The organism is Candidatus Avelusimicrobium caledoniensis (assembly GCF_902756455.1).
In the GTDB taxonomy this organism is placed as follows: domain Bacteria; phylum Elusimicrobiota; class Elusimicrobia; order Elusimicrobiales; family Elusimicrobiaceae; genus Avelusimicrobium; species Avelusimicrobium caledoniense.
On record NZ_CACVRB010000014.1, the window covers coordinates 112,049 to 132,373 of the forward strand.

The window sequence follows — 20,325 nt, forward strand, 5'->3', positions numbered from 1 at the left end:
TGAACGGACATCTTGCACTTGCGTGCGTCTTTTTCTATCATATTATATATCTTTAAAATTTACAAATGGAGCCAGTATGAAAAAACTATTATCTGTTGTAGCCAGCTTATTTATCTTGCCCGTCGTCGCGTTTGCCTCTACCAACATTTCCGACGACTTCCGCGATCACTACACCGCTAATTCTAATCTGTCGGCGTACAATAAAGACATCAACACCTTAATCGGGTTAAATGATTTCCACACCGGGAAAGCTACCTCGTTCCCCGGGTTTGACATTGGGGCAACCTTTGGCGGCGTGAAAGTAGGAAGCAAAAACGATATCTCTTCCGAAGATTATATGTTCACCCCTTTTATTACCGCAGAAACTTTAGTGCCAGTTATTAACACGACCGTCGCATTACGCGGCAGCGCGTTTAACGGGTTTGAATCTATCGGCGTCGGGCTTAAATACGACTACAATGTATTGGAACTTTTTGACGTAACATTAGCCGGTTTCTACGACCGCGCCAAAACCGATTGGTACACGACGGACCACTTATCATTTTCCGCGGTGGCCTCCGCTACGGTGCTGTTTTTAACCCCGTATTTGGGCGTCGGTTACGACTACGGCGATTTATCTACCCGCAAAATGGCAACCAACCGCTCCACGTCCGATCAAGCGGCCCGTTGGACGGCCGGCTTGCGTGTCAGCCCGTTGCCGTTGTTCTATGTGTTTGGTGCGTATACCCAAACCGCCAGCAACGCAGGTTTTCAAGCCGGAGTTGGGCTTAATTTCTAACTAAACCATGGACTATAAGCAAGAACTCAAAAACTTTTTCGGCGAGCATTGTTTAATTGACGAGCCGATGTCTTGCCATACCACCTATCGCACCGGAGGGCCGGCGGAGGCGTATGTGTATCCGGCCACGCCGGAAGAGTGGAGTTTTGTGCTCAAATTGTCCGCTACGTACAATATCCCTTTGCATATTATCGGGTTTGGGTCTAATATTTTAGTCGGCTCCAAAGGCATGCTGGGCATAGTGTGTTCCACCAAACGCATGCAACAAATTTCCACCGAAGGCGAACACATCAAAGCCCAAGCCGGAGCTGCCCTGGACAAAGTGTGCGAAATTGCTTGCCACGCGGGTCTAGCCGGCATGGAAAAACTATCCGGCATCCCGGGCAGTATCGGCGGAGCGGTGTATATGAACGCGGGAGCGTTTGGGCAAGAAACATTTGACACACTGGCGTATTTTGACGTGATTGATAAGCAAGGCCGCCCGGCAACTATTTTGAAAGAAGATATCAAATACGCTTACCGCCACGTAGAAGGAATAGAAAATTATATCGTGTTGTCGGCCGGATTTAAATTAACAAAAGCCGATTTTACACAACTGACCGAAACGCGCAATACTATTTTACACAAACGCATTGAAAAACAGCCGTTGGAATTTCCCAGCGCGGGCAGTGTATTTAAACGTCCGGCTAACGATTACGCCTCGCGGTTGATTGACGACACGGGATTGCGTGGTTTGTCGGTAGGTGGGGCCAAAGTATCTGAAAAACACGCCGGGTTTATCGTAAATTTCAATCACGCCACGCCGGAAGATATCCGCGAACTGATGCAGCAAGTACGCCAAAAAGTAAAAGAAAAACACGGCGTAGAATTGGAACTGGAACAAATTTTGTGGGGCGAATTTGAATAATATTTTCCGTCGGCATTTACGGAAAAGTTGACGCACGGCCCCGTTGTAAGATATAATATAAATATCCAATGATTTATGTTGTTTGGAGTCGTGGTGTAGCCTGGTTAACACGCTGCCCTGTCAAGGCAGAGACCGCGAGTTCGAATCTCGTCGACTCCGTATGAATTTAAAAACCCGCCTTGTGCGGGTTTTTAAATTTATGGGGAGTATCGAGCGGCATAAACTGCTTTATGCCGCGTCGAGATTCGAAGCCCGGAGCGATGTTTTTGTTTGAGCGTGCGTAAGCCGCGAAAGGCAAAAACCGCGAGGGCGGTTCCGGGCGCAATTCCCGTCAGGGAATTGACGCAGGACGAACTCTCGTCGACTCCGTAAAATTTAAAAGTCCCCGGATGGGGGCTTTTTAATTTTGTGGAGTATCGAGCAATACCAACTGCTTGGTATTGCGTCGAGATTCGAAAGGCGGACCCTTATGCGAGTTTGAGTGCGGGCCGTATCCGCACGAAAGGCGAGCATGGGGAGCCGGGGGCGCGAGCGCGTAGCGTCAGCGAAGCGACTTGTGCCCGAATTCTCGTCGACTCCGTATGAATTTGAAACCCGCCTTGAGCGGGTTTTTTTGTTTCCCTACATTTACAGTTTTCCTCCCTATATCTCTCGTTTTTGCTTCATTCAACCTCTGTGCATTCTTTATACATCAACAAATTTTGCTTGACAAATCAAAAAAAAAAACGATAATAAAGGGACGGAAAAAATAGGAGCAAACAATATGAAAAACAACCAAGCATTTACACTCATTGAATTGTTAGTCGTCGTGCTCATTATCGGCATTTTAGCGGCGGTAGCTTTGCCCAAATACGAACAGGCCGTTGCCAAAAGCCGCTTTGTACAGTTGCAGACTATCGGTAACGCTATTGCCACCAGCCAAGAAGCGTATTATTTGGCTAACGGCGAATATGCCACCAGCTTTGACCAACTGGATATTTTACCCAACGGTACATTGGGATATTCCGCGGGCAATAATCGCTTGATTACTATATCCAATGTACGGTGTTTCTTTGACGGAGATTATCCGCATATTGTTTGCTACTGGAAACTGGGTACCGATAATAATGATTTAAGTCATTCGCAACTCAGCAAGTCCAAGGTGCCTCCCATGGATGTTTGGTATGGCACATCCGGAACCATTATCAGACGGTGTATCGGTATGACAGACGAACAACGAAAAACCTGTTTATCTTTGGGTGGAACGCTCATTGATGACGGAAATAATCGTTATTTTGTCCTTCCCTAAAATCTAACCCTTTTTCGCACTCTAGCGCAGACGTGCGAAGTGATATACTATGTTGCGCGGGCGAACGTACCGCGCACATCTTACCTGTATTATAGGGGGTATATTATGGGAATGACAGGACGGAAAATTGTAGCGTGCGCCGGATTGGACGTAAACGAAGTAGTGCGGCTACTCAATCAAGCTTTTAGTGATGAGTGGTTGGCCTATTACCAATACTGGGCCGGTGCGCAAATTGCCAGCGGCATTATGGCCCCGGTACTTCGGCCGGAACTGGAAGAACACGCCAAAGAGGAGTTAGACCACGCGCAAAAACTCGCCAAACGCATTATTGAACTGGGCGGCACGCCGGTGCTCAGTCCGGCAGAGTGGTACAAACAAAGCACGTGCGGCTATTTGGAGCCGAAAAATCACGAGGCATCCAACATCCTCAAGCAAAACTTACAGGGCGAACGCTGTGCCATAGAAGTATATAATAAACTACTTAAATATGTATTTGGTAAAGACCTGATTACATCTCATATCGTCCGCCAAATCTTGCAAGAAGAAATTGAACACGAACAAGAATTGGAAGATTTAGCCGCCGATTACGAAGTAGTACTACCTAACATCGCGTGCAAATGTAAGAAAAAATAAATCAGCTATTGCAAAAACAGCCCCCGGAGTTGTCCGGGGGCTGTTTTATGTAAACTATTATCTCTATTCATGTGCACCGTGGGCACGTAAATACTCGGCAATTTCCGGTTTGTTTACGGCCAGTTGAAGCGGTGTTTGCGGACGGTTATTTTTGGCATTTACATCAGCCCCGGCTTCCACCAAGGCACGTACTACCTCTATCCGGCCCGATGATTCCACCACCTCATGCAGGGGAGTTTGACGCTCCGTCGCATCTGCCAAATTCGGGTCGGCCCCCGCCGCAAGCAGTGTTTCCGTCATCATCAAATCGCCTTTGCGTGCCGCAATAAATAAGGACGTCTGCCCAAAACCAAAAGGATCTGTCGTGTTCACATCAATCCCCGTTTCCAAAAGTGTTTTAACAATGTCCACCTGCCCTTTTTCTACGGCGTAGCGCATGAGCGTTTTTTGCTCTTTTTCGGGAAGTGTCTGTCCTTGCGCAAGCAAGCGGACCACCTCTGTCCGGCCCGTATTAACCGCCGTCTGCAACGCCAAACTACGGTTTTGGGTAATGCCGTTTTCTAACAACATACGGACAACCGCCGCATTCCCTCCGGCGGCGGCCCAAGGGAGCAGATACTCTTTTTCCTGTGCGGAAAGTCTGCCTTGTGCAAGTGCATCCGTTACAGGTTCCGCTTGGCCCGCATACGCTAGCAAAACGACCCCCGAAACATCGTTAGGAATTACCATGCCTTTGGCCAATAACGCCGCGATCACTTCCGCCCCTCCATATTGCAACGCCGTAAGCCATGTTTGTTCGTAATTCGGGTCGCCGCCGCATTGGGATAATAATTCGGAAACCTTTTGAACATCATTTTCAAAAATAGCTTGTTTAAGCGGAGTCCACCCGTGTTCATGGGCCGTATTTACGTCCGGCGGGCACACGGGTTGTCCGGCCGGTATTTCCGACGGACGAGGCGCCGTATCTGTTGGCGTTTTTTTAGGCATTACCGCCACAGGGGCAGTTACCGGTTGCGCCGGTTGTGGTAAGGTTAAATATCCCCGCAAACCAATCACCGCTAAAATGACGATCACTAACAGCACCGGCTGTCTGCGCGTCCAACACAAAAACAACGCCAAAAACAACAAAATACCCAACAGCATGATACTGCCGATAAACGGCAAAACCGCAAAAACAGATTTAAAAAGAACGCACAAGGCGCAAAAAACGATAATAAAAAACCACATCTTTATCCTCCTTATAAATACAGTTATTTACTATATAAAATTGCCGAGACCGTGTCAAAAAGTTACGGTCAAAAAAAACTTGCACTTTTTAGGACGGATGTTTATAATATAGGTAGTCTTTCAATTATTTTTTTACAAGGAGAAAAACATGTGGTACGGAATTAGCTCCCTACGCTGTTTTGAACAGTACGCGCTGTTTGGCGTGCTTTTGATTGCGGTGTTGGGGTTGTTGTACGCGCTATTTTTGCGCAAGCAAGTAATGAGTGAAGATACCGGCACCCCGGAAATGGTTAAAGTATGGAGTGCTATTGAAGAAGGGGCAAATGCCTATCTGAAACGTCAGCTAAAAACGATTTTGCCGTTAATCGGTTTACTGACCGTTTGTTTGTTTTTATCTGTTTACATCGTTCCTGTGTCGCAAGACTCCATGGAACGCTTTGCGGGTTTATCCGCCGACAAAGTAAAACTCATTGCCGCTTTCGGGCGTGCGGGTGCGTTTATTTTGGGTGCGGTGTTTTCGCTGCTCGTCGGTCAACTGGGTATGCGTATTGCCGTGGACGCCAACGTGCGTGTAGCCGCGGCCTCTAAACGCAGTTTTGGCGACGCGTTACGTATTGCGTACCGCGCCGGCACGGTAACCGGTATGCTTACCGACGGGCTCGGGCTTTTCGGCGGAACGATTATTTTTATCATTTTCGGTATTGCCGCGCCGGATGCTTTGTTAGGTTTCGGTTTTGGCGGCACGCTGCTTGCGCTTTTTATGCGTGTGGGCGGCGGTATTTATACCAAAGCCGCGGACGTTGGTGCCGACCTCGTGGGCAAAGTGGAAGCCGGCATCCCGGAAGATGACCCGCGCAACCCCGCCGTAGTAGCCGATCTCGTGGGCGACAACGTAGGCGACTGCGCCGGTATGGCAGCCGATATTTTTGAATCGTATGAAGTGACGATCGTGTCCGGCTTAATTTTAGGTATTGCGTTGTGGCGCATTACCGGCCACCACGAATGGATTGTCTATCCGCTTTTGGTACGCGGTATCGGCGTGCTGTGCTCTATCATCGGCACGTACGCGGTGAAAGATTCCAAACGCACCGCGGGTAACGCGATGAAAGCTATTTTCAAAGGGTACTCCATTTCCGCCGCGATTTCCGTGGCGATTTTCGGCGTGCTCGCTTACTTCTATATGGCCAACGTGCCCGGCGGTTGGTGGCGTCCGTTTGCGGCTACAACTATCGGTATTTTGCTCGCAATCTGCATTGACCGCTTGACCGAATATTTTACCGGCACCGAAGGCAAACCGGTACAAGAAATTAAAAAAGCAACGGCTACCGGCTCGGCCACGACGATTTTGTCGGGTATTGCCGTCGGTTTTGAAAGTGCCGTGTGGACGACCTTAGTGATTGCAGCGTCTATCTTCTTGTCCGTAGTCGTGTTCGGCACGATTGACGGTTTAAGCCCGGTAGAGAAATTTAACTTTATTCTCTACGGTGTAGCCATGACGGGTATCGGTATGCTCACGCTGACCGGTAACAACGTGGCCATGGACTCGTTCGGCCCGATTGCCGATAACGCCAACGGTATCGGCGAAATGAGCTGGCACGGTCACGACGACGAAGAAACGAAAAAAGCCCGCCAAATTATGGCTGATTTAGACGGCGTAGGCAACACCACTAAAGCCATTACCAAAGGCGTGGCGATTGGGTCTGCCGTGATTGCCGCGGTTTCTTTGTTTGCCTCTTACATGGTAGACGTCAGCAACGTCCAACGCCTCTTAAATGATGCGTGGGCCGCCGCGGGCGATAGCAAGGCCTTGGAACTTTTGTCTAACGTAGGCATTGTGGTTTCCAACCCGGTTGTATTTGTGGGGATGCTTATCGGTGGGGCTCTGCCGTGGTTGTTCTCGTCGTTTGCCATTAACGCCGTCAGCCGCGCCGCTGCTTTAATTGTGCAGGAAGTGCGCCGCCAATTTAAAGGGGGCGTCTTGGAAGGCAAAGCCAAACCCGATTATACCCGCGCGGTTAATATCTCTACGGTAGCCGCGCAAAAAGAATTGGTCATTTTGGCGTTACTGGGTATTGTTTCGCCGATTATCGTCGGTTTAGCGTTTGGCGTGGAAGCGTTAGGCGGTTTCTTGGCCGGAATTATCGTTTCCGGGCAACTCCTAGCGGTGTTTATGTCTAACGCGGGCGGTGCGTGGGATAACGCCAAAAAAGTGGTGGAAGATGAGCCCTCTGATATTGCCGCCAACACCGGTAAAGGGTCCGAACGCCACAAAGCCAGCGTAGTGGGCGACACGGTGGGCGACCCCTTAAAAGACACCGCCGGGCCGGCTGTCAACCCGCTTATTAAAGTAGTGAACATGGTAGCCGTGATCGTTGCGCCTATCATTGTAAACTACCACAACGACTTTACCCCCTTAGGCAAACTGGGTTGGGTGGTTGTAATTGCGCTCTTGGCGGTTTTAAGTTGGGCGATTTTATCCAGCAAAAAACCGGCACAAGACGTAACGAAATAATAGTAAGTTTTACCAAAAGAACCCCGCTCTTAGGAGCGGGGTTCTTTGTTTACCCTATACACATTTAGTAATCCCACCCGTAGGTATTATCACCCCAACTGGCAGGATAAGGATCGTTTGTATCACTTTTGCAAATTTGGTAATTGATATCAGACGTAGCCGGTTTACCGGAAAGGCCGGTAGCCAAACAAAAAGTTTTTCCATGCGCGTAAGAACTATTTTGATAGTCAACGTAATAAGATAAATATCTGTTGGGTAACACACAATACACCGATGCGCGCTGGGTCGCCTGATTTGCCGACATTGTGCAACTGCCCCAAGAAAACCCGACCATATGGTTATGGTCATCTACCCATGTGGTCGGAAGATCCAGAGACAGTTGGGTATAGTCGTCTGTATAAGCACCATTGGCTAAATAATAAACCTCCTCCGCATCGGCAATTTTCCGGGCCATGATTTTAGCTTGAACAAAACGGCTTTTCCATACCGCTTTTTGATATTGCGGCAACGCCACCGCCGCCAAAATGCCGATGATTAAAACCACCACCAATAATTCTATAAGCGTAAATGCTTTGTTGTTTTTCATACAACCTCCTTTTTATCATTAAATAAAATGTAGCAAAAAAAAAAAGATGTCAACCCCCCCTTGCCGGGGGCAGGCATTTTGGGAGTCAACTTTCACTTAATTAGAGCCACACTGTTTGTGCAGTGTTGCTCTGTATTTTATTTTTCCGACGGAAAATTTACAAATAACCCGGCCCACACAAGCGACGGTTTTTTGTTGTGTTTTATGCTATGATATAGGTATGACTTTAATTCTTTCTTTTATTATTGCCGGATGTGTAGTGGGGCTAGTGGCCTCCACCCGTTCCCGCACGGCCGATCTGGCACGTATTGCCCGGGCTAACGGGTGTGCTTTTGATAAACGCAAAGACACCGTTACCACCCAATTAACTGCCGGACGCTTAGAGTTTTTTACGCAATACTTTCATCAGTATAACAACGTATTTACTTGCTCGGACAACGTAGCTTTTATCCGCTGGGCCGACGATACCATTTATAAAGATGAAAATGCCAAAAACAAATTGCAACACATTACCATTTTTACGGCAGAACTTAAAAAACGGCAATTCCCGTTATTAAAAGCGGCTCCTTTGTCGTCGCCGTTTGCGCGCTCGCAACATATGCTGATGAAAACAAATATCCCCGCCATTGATACACGTTACCGCCTGCATGCGCCAAGCCAAGCATCGGGCATTTTATTTACGCCCATGATTATCGGACTTTTTAAAACGCAACCGAATATTTATTTGGAACTCAACGAAAACGCCCTTATCTACCACGAACACCGCTTGATTCCGGTAGAGGAGATGGAATCGTTCCGTTTCCGTGCGTTGCAAATTTTAGGGGAGTTGGAAAAATTAGTGGAAAAATTAGACCGCGAAACCAATGACAGTTCCTCCACTCCCGTCGTTACGGACGCCGCCCCTGACGTACGCGCAACCGCTATGTTGCAACAATTTGCCGCGCAAGACACGCCGACCAGCACCAATACACCCATGTGGCGCGGAATATGGTTTGTGATACTCGTGCTGATTTTCTTTGGAGTCAGTTTCCTCTCGTGGTTTGCCTTACGCAACTGGGTAGGAAGATAAAATTTGCATATTAAGTGAAACCGGGGCGAAACTTTTTATTTCGCCCCGGTTTTTCTACGGCATAGTGTAGTTACGGAAAGCAACCCCTCCCGGCAAAAAGGTGCCTTTCCAAATTTGCGTGCAATACGCCCCATCCGCTTGTGCAAAACTCATCGCTCCTTGCACCATTTCATGGCAACGAGATCTATCTTGGGCAATTCCGTTACTTGTTAAAGCCCAGCGCGAAAACCCGCCCCCTTTATACTTGCCCGAAATCCGACCCATAAATAGCGATATATTACTATCATTATCTTTGTACAATTGCAACGACCAATCTCCGTTAGAACGTACATCTAACACGTGATTTTCATCTGCCGTATACCATTGGGTAGTACCTGTCCAATCGGGCATTTCTATATCCAAGTCATCAAAACTGGCAGGATAGGTACCCGCTGCCATCCAATACCGTTGCACGGCTTGCTCCGCCGATTTGAGAAGAACTAATGCCTGCGTACCACGTGATTTCTCCACCGCCGTTGTATATTGCGGCAACGCCACCGCCGCCAATATACCGATGATTAACACGACGACTAATAATTCAATAAGCGTAAATGCGTTGCCGTTATTAAATAAAGACCTGTCATCCCGGAAATTTGTAATCCGGGATCTTCTGATTTCCTCTCGCTCGTTAACCATCCCATCAGAAACAAAAATACGAAGATGCCGGATAAAAACCTTCCGGCATGACAGACTTTTTTTATTTTCTTTTTCCATAAAAACCTCCTTTGTTTCATTTAATAAAATGTAGCAAAAAAAAAAACGATGTCAAGTAAAATTTTTTATAACCGTTTTTTTCTATAATATAAGTATGTCTGCAACACAGGATGTTATCGTAGCCAAACGGGCGGGGTTTTGCCCCGGGGTCAAACGCGCCATTGAAAAAGTGCTGGAATTAGAGGCCGCGGGCAAAAAGCCCGTTTATACCATTGGGCCTTTAATTCACAACAAACAAGTGACGGACATGCTCTGCGCCAAACAAATTACCGCCATTGATTCGCCCGACCAAGCTACCGACAAATCCGGTGTACTTGTGATCCGTGCGCACGGTATTACACCGCAATTTCAACAGGAAATTGAATCGTGCGGTATGACGGTGGAAGACGCTACGTGTCCGCTTGTAAAACACGCGCAAAACATCATTGATAAATTTGCCAAGCAAGGATATCATACGGTAATTGTGGGCGACGGCGACCATGCAGAAGTAATCGGACTTATGGGATATACGCAAGGGCGCGGCACGGTTGTTTCCGGGCCGGAAGAAGCCAAAAATTTGCCGCATTTTGATAAAGTTAATGTGGTATCCCAAACCACCCAAAAAGAAAGTGTCTTTTACGAAACCGCCGAAGAAATCAAAAAACGAGCGGACATTTGCCAAATTTCAAACACGATTTGCCAGCCAACCAAAGAACGACAAAAAGAAACCATTGAGTGCGCACAAAGTGCCGATTTAGTAATTGTAGTAGGCGGCAAACACAGCGCGAACACCGCCCGCTTGGCGCTACTATGTAAAGAACTTTCTTCCGCTGTTGCGCATGTGGAAACGGAAACAGAACTGGACGAAAACCAAATTTTACAAGCTAAAAAAATTTTTATTACAGCCGGTGCTTCCACGCCCGAGTGGGTCATTGACCGCGTCGTGGACCGCGTGCGTCAGTTGCGCCGCCAAGCACCTAAGGGGGATAAATGACAATTAAACGTATCGGAATTTTAACAGCCGGAGGAGATTGCCCCGGTTTAAACGCCGTCGTTCGTGCGGCCAGCAAAAATGCGCTGAGCCACGGGATAGAAGTGTTAGGTTTTAAAAACGGTTTTGACGGACTTGTTCGCAACGAGTTTATTAAAATATCCGGCGATACCGTCTCCGGCATTTTGACGTTGGGCGGTACAATTTTGGGATCCAGCAACCTCGCTAACCCGTTTAACTACACGTTGCCGCCGTTTGGCACGCCGGAAAAACCGCGTGATTTATCTTCCGTAGTCATGCACAATTTTAAAGAAAATATGTTGGATGCTTTAATTACGATCGGCGGCGACGGCACACTTCACATGTCGCAAAAGTTTGTGGAAATGGGGATGCCCATTGTGGCTGTGCCCAAAACGATTGATAACGATTTGTCTGCTACCGATCAGACGTTCGGGTTTGACTCTGCCTTGCACATCGCCACGGAAGCCATTGACCGCTTACACACCACCGCCCAAAGCCACCACCGCGTGATGATTGTGGAAACCATGGGCCGTTATGCGGGTTGGATTGCCTTGCGCTCCGCTATCGCGGGCGGGGGCGACATTGTGCTCATCCCGGAAATTCCGTATAACGACGACGTAATCGTTAATTACATCCAAAACCGCAAAGCCAAGGGTAAAAATTTCAGTATCGTTGTCGCCGCCGAAGGCGCGAAAAACGAACAAGGCGAACAAGCCATTGCGCGCACGGTAGCGGGCAGTACAGACGCTATCCGTTTAGGCGGTATTGCTAATAAATTAAGCGATATGATTGAGAGCAAAACCGGCATTGAATCGCGCGCGTGCGTACTGGGCCACACCCAACGCGGCGGCACACCAACGGCGTTTGACCGCTGGCTCTCTACGCTCTACGGCTCAAAAGCCATGGATATGATTTTGGAAGGCAAGTTTGGTTACATGGCGGCTTTTCACAACTTCGGTATGGACGAAGTAAAAATTGCCGATGCAATTGCTAACTTAAAACGCGTAGACCCGCACGGGGCGGAAGTTAAAGCTGCGTTGGAAGTGGGCATGAGTTTCGGCTCGCGCGAAATCGGTTAAGAGGTGTTTTTATGAATGAAAATAATTTAGATATGATTTACGGGATTCACCCGGTACAAGAGGCCTTACGCAGTAAAAAACGCAACGTCACCCAACTGTACGTGTCCGACAGTAAAGCCGGGCACCGCGCCGTAGAAGATATTATCCGGCTGGCCAAACGCGCTAACGTAAAAATTGACCGCATTGATAACAAAACATTGGACCGCTTAACCCGCAACGCCAATCACCAAGGCATTATGGCTAAAATTCAGCCGGTGCGTTTGATGAAATTATCCAATGCTATTTACGAATCCGACGGAAACAAAAAAGATTTATGGCTCGCCGTGGACGAAATGACCGACCCGCAAAATTTGGGCGCAATCATCCGCAGTGCGGCGTGTTTGGGTTTTTCTACCATTATCTTGCCCAACCGCCGGACCGTCGGCATCACGCCCGCTGTGTATAAAGTAGCGTGCGGGGCTATTGAAAACGTCAACATTGTGGAAGTAGCCAACTTGTCTGCCGCTTTAAATGACCTCAAAGAAGAGGGCTTTTGGATCTACGGTGCGGATATGGCCGGCAAACCTATCCATAAAGTGCAATACAATTCACCTGCGGTATTGGTAATCGGCTCCGAGGGGTTTGGCATCCGCGAAAAAACCGCCGAAAATTGCGACGAGATTGTTTCCATTGAGCAGAAACAATTAGGCGGAGTGGATAGTTTAAATGCGTCTGCCGCCGCCAGTATCATCATGTACGACATGATGGCCAAAGTGCAACTGCGTTAGGTGGTACTTTTAGGAGTTGTAAGAATAATAGCATTTTGTTTCCGAGCAAGAACTATTGGCTCCGGTTTCGTTTTGGCATAATTTATTAAACATATCGTTTGTATTAGTACTGTTTGTGGAACAAAGGCTATACTCCCCCGAATTATCCCGTTCGTAAAATATCCATTTGCCAAAGATGACTTTTCCGCATTCAGCGCGGTTGTTCGCCCCAAAATATATTTCACATCGGGTTCCGTCTCTAAAATAGAGATAAAAAGAATGCATGTTTTTTTGTTCTCGCGTGATAGCAAAATCAATATCTAATTCAGCCAATTCCTCGGCGTACGTCCCGTTAGTCAAATGATACCTTTGTTGGGCCTGTGCTAAAGTACGTGCGCGATCTTTGAGTGTACTGTATTGTGATTTTAAAATTGTTTTCTGATATTGCGGCAACGCCACCGCCGCTAAAATACCGATAATCAGTACAACCACCAATAATTCAATTAACGTAAATGCTTTTGTGTCTAAACAGCCCAACAAACGACTTTCTTTTTTCATACATATCCCTCCATTGAGTTTATGTCTTTCTAAATTAAATCAAAAAAAAAAACAAAGTCAATAGGCAAGATTCTTCTTTTTGAATCAAAAAGGATAAATTCAAACAGTTGTTTGAATTTTTACCCTCGTTTTTTATATAATTTAAGTATGAAAGATACACGCCAAAAAATTCTCCGTGCCGCCACACGCCTGTTTGCCCAAAAAGGTTTTTCGGGCACGTCCGTGCGGGATATTGTCAACGCGGCACGGGTAAACGTATCGGCTATCCGTTATTATTTTGGCGATAAACGCAAGCTATACAAAGAAACTTTACAATTTTTGGCAGAAGAACACCGCCGCAAATCATGGGGAAAAAATATTCCGCTCCCGACGGAAAAAGATGTGCGTAATTATTCGCGCGAGCAAGCTTTAAAATTATTGCGGCACATGTTAGATTATTTATTGGAGTGCGGGCTGAGCAACCGCGATTTGCCGTTGGAGCGCATTTTTACACGGGTGGAATTGGAGTCTGCCCCTATGCGCAAAATGCTTTTATCGCACTTGGCTCCGTATCAAGAATTGCCCCACTTGTTACTTGTTAAACTGACCGGCTTGCCCGCCAGATCGCCCGAGTTGTTAGTGGTAGCTCATAGCATTTTCGGGCAAGTAATGCTCTCCGAGTGCCACCGACTGGTTATTTTGAACAAATTAGGAATTTCTCATATTTCCCCCTCGCTTCGCCAACAAATCAAAGATGTCGTTTGGCATCATACCTTGGCTATTTTAAATTCGTATCAAAAAGGAAAAGAAACAAAATGAAAAAATATCTGTTCTTAGCTGCGTTATGCAGTTTGACGTTGCCCGCCGCGGCATTAGACCCGTTGGGCGCCTATCTCGTACGTCCGCCGCAGGGGTGCGTGGATAAAGACGTAACCACGCAAAGCTTGAACTTAGAAGACCTCATCCAAATCAGTCTTTGCACCAACCCGGCGTTGGCTTCGCAATATATGAGCGTTAAAGCGCAAGAAGCCACGCTCGGGGCGTCGCGCGCTGACTATTTGCCATCTGTTACGTTAACAGGTATCGGCCAAATTACCGGCGAAAAAATAGAACACGGCTCCTACCTGCAAAATGAACCTATACAAGGCAAAGCCGAAGCATCGTGGTTACTTTTTAACTTCGGCGGACGTGAAGCGAACATACGCAGTATCCGTTCATATACCAAAGCCGCCCAGTCGCAATACGGTGCCGCTATGCAAGATTTACTTTTGGCCGTGCAAACGGCATACTTAAAGTTGCTCGCCGAACAAGAATCTTTGGTAAGTGCTAACGCCAGTTTGGATACGTACAAGCAATCCTACGAAGAGGCCCAAAAACGCTACAAACTGGGCATGGTGTCCTTGAGTGACAAATTGCAAGCCAAAACACGTTACGAACAATCTTTGCTTGCCGTTGTGCAACATGAAAATTTAGTCAAACAAAACAGCGGCGCGTTGGCTGTACTGATTAACTTACGGCCGGATACGCCGATTGAGTTAACCAAACCCACTTTCAACGACCAAGACACTGAAATCAAAAACGACAATGTACAAGAACTCATGGAGCAAGCGTTAGCAAAACGCCCGGAACTCTTGGCCCAACAACATACGCAAGAGGCCGCCAAAGCCAATTTGACGGCCACCCGCGCGCGCCTGTTGCCTTCGCTTAGTGCAACCGCCACGGCCGGCATAGGGGACAACTGGAAACACCACGCGCCCTACGCCGCCAACAATGCCGCCGGGTTGCTCCTCCAATGGCCGATTTTCTCCGGGTTTGCCAATATGTACGCGGCCGAGCAAGCTTCTTACTTATACAAACAGACCCAAAATCAAACGCAAAACATCAAACGTCAAGTGGAAAATGAAGTATGGAGTGCCTACCAAAACTATAAAACGGCCCAACGTTCCTACGAAATCAGCCAAACCGTTTTGGAAAGCGCCGAAGAAAACCACCGGGTAGCTTTCCGCTACTATGAAGTAGGTAAAACGGATATTTTGAATTTACTTTCCGCCGTAGCCCAACTGGCCGACGCGCGGCAAAATAAAATTACGGCTTTTTACAGCTTACTGCTTAGCAAAGCCAACTTATATAAAAGCATCGGAGAAAATTGATTTATGAATAAAAGAACAGTAAAACGTTACACAAAATACTTGCTGGTCCTTCTTGCAGGGGGAGTGATCGGCTTTTTGACGGCCAAACACATGATGACGGGGGCAGCCGGCGGGCAACGCGGCGGCGGCCCGGCCAGTGTAGTCGTACAAACCGTAACCAAACGGCCGATGGCGTTAGGCAAAAACTTTATCGCCAGAGTGGAGGCCATCAACGCCGCCGATGTAACCCCGCAAGTATCCGGTTACATTGACCAAGTGTTGTTTAAAGACGGCTCCCTGGTGCAAGAAGGCGACGTGCTTTTTATTATTGACCAAGCCCGCTACAAAGCCGCCGTTTCTGCCGCGGAGGCCACCTTGGAAAAAGCCAAAGCCAGCTTGAAACAAATTCAAAGCAACTACAACCGTGAAAAATCGCTTTATCAAGACGGCATGCTTTCTAAAGCCGATTTGGAAGTAGCCGAAAGCAATTTGGCTACGGCACAAGCTAACGTCAAATCAGCCCAAGCCAGTTTAGATTTGGCTAAATTAGATTTGCAATATACCGAGGTCCGATCCCCGATTAGCGGCTACATCGGCAAAGCCCTTATGACCAAAGGCAATTTAGCCAAAGCCGGCGCGGACCGGCTGGCCCGCGTGATTCAAATGGACCCAATCCGCGTGGTGTTTTCCATTACCGATAAAGAACGTTTATCGGGCATGGACCAACTGACCACCAAACAGCCGGACATCCAAATTGCGCTGCCCAACGGACAAACGATTGAAATGCCGCAAGCCAACGTGTTTTCCGACAACGAAATTAACGCCCAAACTGCTACTATTGCCGTCTACGCACAAGCCGATAATAAAGAAAATAAACTCATCCCCGGCAACTACGTAAACGTAACGGTCAGCATGGACAAATTCCGCCCGATGATTTTAATTCCGCAAACAGCTGTTTCGCAAGATGCCAGCGGCCAATACGTAATGACCGTAAATGCCGACAATAAAGTTATTCAAAAATACGTTACGCTCGGAGATATGGTCAACGGACAATATGTCGTGGTCGCCGGGTTGGAAGACGGCGAGCGCATTGTGCCTATCGGCCAACAAAAATTGCAAAACAACCAAGATGTTACCGTGAGCGAACTGGCAATGCCCAACGCGGAGGGAAAGTAAACCATGTTCGCCAAATTCTTTATTAAACGTCCGCGCTTTGCGCTTGTTATTTCACTCATTTTGTGTTTAGCCGGGTTTATCGCGCTAAAATCACTACCGGTAGCCCTCTACCCGGAAATCACCCCGCCCGAAGTAGTTGTGCGGGCCGTTTATCCCGGCGCCAGCGCCGAAGTAATTGCTAAAACGGTGGGTATCCCGTTAGAGTCCAGCGTCAACGGGGTAGAGGATATGCTCTATATGTCCTCCGACTCTGCCGACGGCTCGTATATGCTTACGGTTACCTTTAAAACCGGCGTGGACCCGGATATCGCACAAGTCAAAGTGCAAAACCGTGTTTCACAAGCGACCCCACTCTTACCGGCGGCTGTTACTGCACAAGGATTAACCGTCTTTCGCCGTTCGTCTAATATTTTGGGGCTCGTTTCGTTTAGCGACCCCAGCGGCAAAATGAGCACCTTGGATATCAGTGATTATTTAAACAACAACGTCCAAAAAAACTTAAGCCGTATTACCGGCGTGGGTGAGGCGCGTGTGTTCGGTGCGGCCAAAAGTATGCGCGTATGGTTAGATTCGGACAAAATGGCCGCCATGAACATTTCCATAGCCAACGTCAAAACAGCTATTGCCAGCCAAAACTACCAACCGTCTTTGGGCAAAATCGGCGCGCGTCCAAACGACGGCTCCGTACTGACCGTGTATGCCTTGCAAACGGAAGGGCGGTTAAACTCCGCCGAAGAATTTGGCAACATCATCGTCCGTACCGATGAACAAGGCGGGCTCGTGCGTTTAAACGAAATCGCCAAAGTGGAAGAAGGACAAGAAACGTACAGTTTTGCCGCTTCATTTGACGGGCACCCATCTGTGCCGATTATGCTTAACCTCTCCTCCGGAGCAAACGCATTGGCAACGATAAAAGAGGTCCGCGCGGAACTCAAACGCTTAAAAACCTTTTTCCCGGACGGACTTACGTATGAATTTTCCATAGATACCACCGATTTTATTAACGCCTCTGTGGAAGAAGTGGAACTCACGCTGTTTATCACATTCATATTAGTCGTTATTGTCTGTTATGTGTTTTTGCAAGACTGGCGTGCCACCCTCGTTCCCGCGGCGACCATCCCGGTTTCACTACTGGGTACGTTTGCCGTAATGATGGCATTGGGCTATTCTATCAATATGTTTACGCTGTTCGCCCTCGTACTCGCTATCGGGCTTGTGGTGGACGATGCTATTTGTGTGGTGGAACGCGTCATCGTGCTGATGAACCGCGAAAAGAAAACCCCGGTGGAAGCCGCCACGCAAGCCATGGAAGAACTTTCCGGTGCGCTGATTGCCACTACGCTGGTACTGTTGGCTATCTTCGTACCGATTACGTTTATGGGTGGTATCACCGGAAAAATTTACACGCAGTTTGCGGTAACCATTTCCGTAGCGGTGTGTTTTTCTACTCTAAACGCGCTGTCGCTTTCTCCGGCCATTTGTTCCACCATGTTACGGCCGATCCCGGAAACAAATATATTTGCGTTGCGTTGGTTTAATATGATTGTACAACGCGGAGCACGCGGCTATCGCGGGCTTGTACGCCGCTTATCGCGCAAGACAGTTATTGTACTGTTATTCTTGGGATTTGTTGTATTAGATATCGGGTTTTTAAAATTCCTCAACACGTCGTTTATTCCGTTGGAAGACCAAGGCATTGTGCTCGTGGATGTGCAACTGCCCGAAGGGGCCACCTTCGCACGCACGCAAAACGTAATAGACCAAGTCGTCAGCGGCATTAAACAAACCCCCGGCGTCAAACACGTAACAAACGTGATCGGGTTTAGCTTGTTGGGCGGTAGCGGAGAAAACACCGGCATCGCCTTCGTCGCGCTCCAACCGTGGAACACACGCAAAAGCGATAACTGGTTGACGCGCGGCATCAAAAAATTATTCCGCCGCGATATTGTGCAAGGGCAATCCCAATCTGAACTTGCCCAACGGTTTAATCAACAATTTGCCTCTATCGCTGACGCTACCATCCGCGCTATTGAACTGCCCGCCATCCCGGGGTTGGGCACGTCGGGCGGGTTAGATTTGCGCTTGCAAACGCTTAATGATTTTGATTACCAAAAATTAGCCAATACCGCTAACTTCATGGGTTTTCAAATGATGCAAGATCCGTCTATGCAACTGGCCTATTCTACCTTTAAAGCCGACACGCCCAATATCTATTTGGACGTCAACCGTGCCAAAGCCGAAGCCATGAAAGTGCCCGTTTCCAGTATTTTTTCTATTTTGGAAAATTACCTCGGCTCGGCGTACGTAAGCGACGTCAACTTCGGTACGCAAATCAACAAAGTGATTATGCAATCGCAAGGCAAGTACCGCATGACACCGGAAAACATCAACAAAATGTATGTTACCAGTGCCACAGGCGAACTCGTACCGCTGATGGCGTTGGTAGATATGAAGTACATTTTGTCGCCGCGGCAAATTTCGCGCTACAACCAATATCCGGCAGCGACCATTATGGCTAACGCCGCCCCCAACTCCAGCACGGGTAACGCTATGGCCGCTACGGAAGAAATTATGAAAAATCTTCCCCCCGGCTATTCGTACGAATGGACCGGTATGAGCTACCAGGAAAAACAAAACCAAGGCCAAATCAATACGCTGATTTTGTTAGCTGTAATCTTTGCGTATTTGTTCTTAGTGGCCCAATACGAAAGTTGGACGATCCCGATACCGGTACTGATGTCCGTCGTCGCCGCGGTAGGAGGCGGGTTGTTCGGGTTATGGCTGACCAGTTTATGGACGCCCGGTTTTTCGCTGAGTATTTACGCACAACTAGGGCTTGTATTACTCGTCGGCTTAGCCGCTAAAAACGCCATTTTAATTGTGGAATTTGCCAAAGACGAACACGCCAGCGGAACGTCTATTTACCTGTCCGCCATGGACGGTCTAACCCAACGGTTCCGCCCGGTACTGATGACCGCATTTACATTTATTTTGGGTATGGTACCCATGGTAATTGCTACCGGCGCCGGAGCCGCCAGCCGCCGCGCATTGGGCGTGCCGGTGTTCTACGGTATGCTTATCGGCACCATGGCCGGGCTTGCGCTGATTCCGCTATTCTACTTGCTCGTGCAAACGTATGTGGAAAAGTTCGGACGGCACAAAGCACGTGTTGCCGCACGCAAAGCCGCCCAAGCACAAGAAAGTTGGAAACAAGTAAAATAAGTATGAATATAAAAACCCCCGCCTAATAGCGGGGGTTTTTAACGGATTAGTACGGTAAAGAATAATAACGTCCGGCAGTCCCACCTGATGTTAATGTGCCGGAAAATAGTTTTGTGCAATACGAACCTGCCGGCAAATCTGCATCAAATAAAACCGAAGCAGAAGCCGTCCTTTCAAAACACAATATTTCTCCCGTTGGCATACCGCTTGTTGTGCTGTAAACCCACACAAACCCCGCCCCTTGATATTTTCCGGAAATACGCCCCAAATGAACATTCATATATGAATTGATTTTTTCAATTTGTATTACCCAATCATTATTTGATTTACTGTCCGTAGCACCCGACAAAAATTGCGCCGTACCGGTCCATGGGATATCCAAGGCCAATTCATCAAAAGTAGCAGCGTAGTCACCATTAGCCAAGTAATAAGCGTCTTGCGCCTGAACGACTGATTTTAACATTGTTAAGGCCTGTGTACCGCGTGATTTCTCTACCGCTTTTTGATACTGCGGCAACGCCACCGCCGCTAAAATGCCAATGATGAGAACAACCACTAATAATTCAATCAGCGTAAATGCTTGTTTGTTTTTCATACAACCTCCTTTTTATCATTAAATAAAATGTAGCAAAAAAAAAAACGATGTCAATAGGCAATTTTTGCAACGACGAAAACAAATAAAAATAATCTTA

The 20,325-nt window shown here is 47.8% G+C and carries 18 protein-coding genes and 1 tRNA gene; 14 read left to right on the forward strand and 5 right to left on the reverse strand.

The annotated features are described in order from the left end of the window. Window positions 1-76 precede the first annotated feature (76 nt). From ACQY2W_RS04535 to ACQY2W_RS04555, 5 genes are all read left to right on the forward strand, one after another. Window positions 77-778 (forward strand): hypothetical protein, encoded by a 702-nt coding sequence (locus tag ACQY2W_RS04535; RefSeq protein WP_428049820.1) that lies wholly within the window; start codon window positions 77-79, stop codon window positions 776-778. Between the two features lie 7 nt (window positions 779-785). After that, the gene (murB, locus tag ACQY2W_RS04540; RefSeq protein WP_428049822.1) at window positions 786-1,685 is read left to right on the forward strand and encodes a UDP-N-acetylmuramate dehydrogenase; all 900 of its coding nucleotides are present in this window, start codon (window positions 786-788) and stop codon (window positions 1,683-1,685) included. 84 nt (window positions 1,686-1,769) lie between these two features. Next, window positions 1,770-1,844 (forward strand) — tRNA-Asp (locus ACQY2W_RS04545). 604 nt (window positions 1,845-2,448) lie between these two features. Further along, entirely contained in the window at window positions 2,449-2,973 is a 525-nt protein-coding gene (locus ACQY2W_RS04550) for a type IV pilin protein (protein ID WP_428049824.1), read from the forward strand. Window positions 2,974-3,084: 111 nt separating this feature from the next. Then, window positions 3,085-3,606: a ferritin-like domain-containing protein gene (locus ACQY2W_RS04555; protein WP_428049826.1), complete on the forward strand. Its 522-nt coding sequence runs from the start codon at window positions 3,085-3,087 to the stop codon at window positions 3,604-3,606. A gap of 63 nt (window positions 3,607-3,669) precedes the next feature. Here the strand turns inward: ACQY2W_RS04555 and ACQY2W_RS04560 are convergent, their stop codons facing one another. Continuing rightward, window positions 3,670-4,833, reverse strand: a complete 1,164-nt coding sequence (locus tag ACQY2W_RS04560; protein ID WP_428049828.1) for an ankyrin repeat domain-containing protein — start codon at window positions 4,831-4,833, stop codon at window positions 3,670-3,672. A 148-nt stretch (window positions 4,834-4,981) separates the two neighbouring features. On the opposite strand from ACQY2W_RS04560, the gene ACQY2W_RS04565 reads away from it, so the two are divergent. Beyond that, window positions 4,982-7,345 (forward strand): sodium-translocating pyrophosphatase, encoded by a 2,364-nt coding sequence (locus tag ACQY2W_RS04565; protein WP_428049830.1) that lies wholly within the window; start codon window positions 4,982-4,984, stop codon window positions 7,343-7,345. A gap of 64 nt (window positions 7,346-7,409) precedes the next feature. On the opposite strand, the gene ACQY2W_RS04570 is transcribed toward ACQY2W_RS04565, so the two are convergent. After that, the gene (locus tag ACQY2W_RS04570; RefSeq protein WP_428049832.1) at window positions 7,410-7,931 is read right to left on the reverse strand and encodes a type IV pilin protein; all 522 of its coding nucleotides are present in this window, start codon (window positions 7,929-7,931) and stop codon (window positions 7,410-7,412) included. A 220-nt stretch (window positions 7,932-8,151) separates the two neighbouring features. Here ACQY2W_RS04570 and ACQY2W_RS04575 point away from each other — a divergent pair, with 220 nt between their 5' ends. Further along, window positions 8,152-9,000, forward strand: a complete 849-nt coding sequence (locus tag ACQY2W_RS04575) for a hypothetical protein (protein WP_428049834.1) — start codon at window positions 8,152-8,154, stop codon at window positions 8,998-9,000. Between the two features lie 54 nt (window positions 9,001-9,054). Here ACQY2W_RS04575 and ACQY2W_RS04580 read toward each other — a convergent pair whose 3' ends face one another. After that, complete coding sequence (locus ACQY2W_RS04580) at window positions 9,055-9,753, reverse strand: type IV pilin protein (RefSeq protein ID WP_428049836.1); 699 nt, start codon at window positions 9,751-9,753, stop codon at window positions 9,055-9,057. Window positions 9,754-9,847: 94 nt separating this feature from the next. Between ACQY2W_RS04580 and ispH the strand changes: the two genes are divergently transcribed. Genes ispH through rlmB form a run of 3 tightly spaced genes read left to right on the forward strand, consistent with a single transcriptional unit; the run spans window position 9,848 to window position 12,590 of the window. Continuing rightward, on the forward strand, window positions 9,848-10,726 hold the full coding sequence (gene ispH, locus ACQY2W_RS04585) for a 4-hydroxy-3-methylbut-2-enyl diphosphate reductase (protein ID WP_428049838.1): 879 nt from the start codon (window positions 9,848-9,850) through the stop codon (window positions 10,724-10,726). After that, window positions 10,723-11,823 carry a 6-phosphofructokinase gene (locus ACQY2W_RS04590; RefSeq protein ID WP_428049840.1) on the forward strand — a complete coding sequence of 367 codons (1,101 nt, stop codon included), beginning with the start codon at window positions 10,723-10,725 and terminating at the stop codon, window positions 11,821-11,823. The genes ispH and ACQY2W_RS04590 overlap by 4 nt, the downstream gene beginning before the upstream one ends. A gap of 11 nt (window positions 11,824-11,834) precedes the next feature. After that, on the forward strand, window positions 11,835-12,590 hold the full coding sequence (rlmB, locus tag ACQY2W_RS04595; protein ID WP_428049842.1) for a 23S rRNA (guanosine(2251)-2'-O)-methyltransferase RlmB: 756 nt from the start codon (window positions 11,835-11,837) through the stop codon (window positions 12,588-12,590). A gap of 9 nt (window positions 12,591-12,599) precedes the next feature. Here the strand turns inward: rlmB and ACQY2W_RS04600 are convergent, their stop codons facing one another. Next, entirely contained in the window at window positions 12,600-13,127 is a 528-nt protein-coding gene (locus tag ACQY2W_RS04600) for a type IV pilin protein (RefSeq protein ID WP_428049844.1), read from the reverse strand. 147 nt (window positions 13,128-13,274) lie between these two features. On the opposite strand from ACQY2W_RS04600, the gene ACQY2W_RS04605 reads away from it, so the two are divergent. From ACQY2W_RS04605 to ACQY2W_RS04620, 4 genes are read left to right on the forward strand one after another with little or no spacing between them, the layout of a single operon-like run. Further along, window positions 13,275-13,925, forward strand: coding sequence for a TetR/AcrR family transcriptional regulator (locus ACQY2W_RS04605; protein WP_428049846.1), 651 nt, complete (start codon window positions 13,275-13,277; stop codon window positions 13,923-13,925). Further along, on the forward strand, window positions 13,922-15,256 hold the full coding sequence (locus ACQY2W_RS04610) for a TolC family protein (RefSeq protein WP_428049848.1): 1,335 nt from the start codon (window positions 13,922-13,924) through the stop codon (window positions 15,254-15,256). The genes ACQY2W_RS04605 and ACQY2W_RS04610 overlap by 4 nt, the downstream gene beginning before the upstream one ends. A gap of 3 nt (window positions 15,257-15,259) precedes the next feature. Then, a complete protein-coding gene (locus ACQY2W_RS04615; protein ID WP_428049850.1) occupies window positions 15,260-16,411 on the forward strand; it encodes an efflux RND transporter periplasmic adaptor subunit in 1,152 nt (383 codons plus the stop codon). A gap of 3 nt (window positions 16,412-16,414) precedes the next feature. Continuing rightward, window positions 16,415-19,633, forward strand: a complete 3,219-nt coding sequence (locus tag ACQY2W_RS04620; RefSeq protein ID WP_428049852.1) for an efflux RND transporter permease subunit — start codon at window positions 16,415-16,417, stop codon at window positions 19,631-19,633. Between the two features lie 46 nt (window positions 19,634-19,679). Here the strand turns inward: ACQY2W_RS04620 and ACQY2W_RS04625 are convergent, their stop codons facing one another. Next, on the reverse strand, window positions 19,680-20,228 hold the full coding sequence (locus ACQY2W_RS04625; RefSeq protein WP_428049854.1) for a type IV pilin protein: 549 nt from the start codon (window positions 20,226-20,228) through the stop codon (window positions 19,680-19,682). Window positions 20,229-20,325 lie beyond the last annotated feature (97 nt).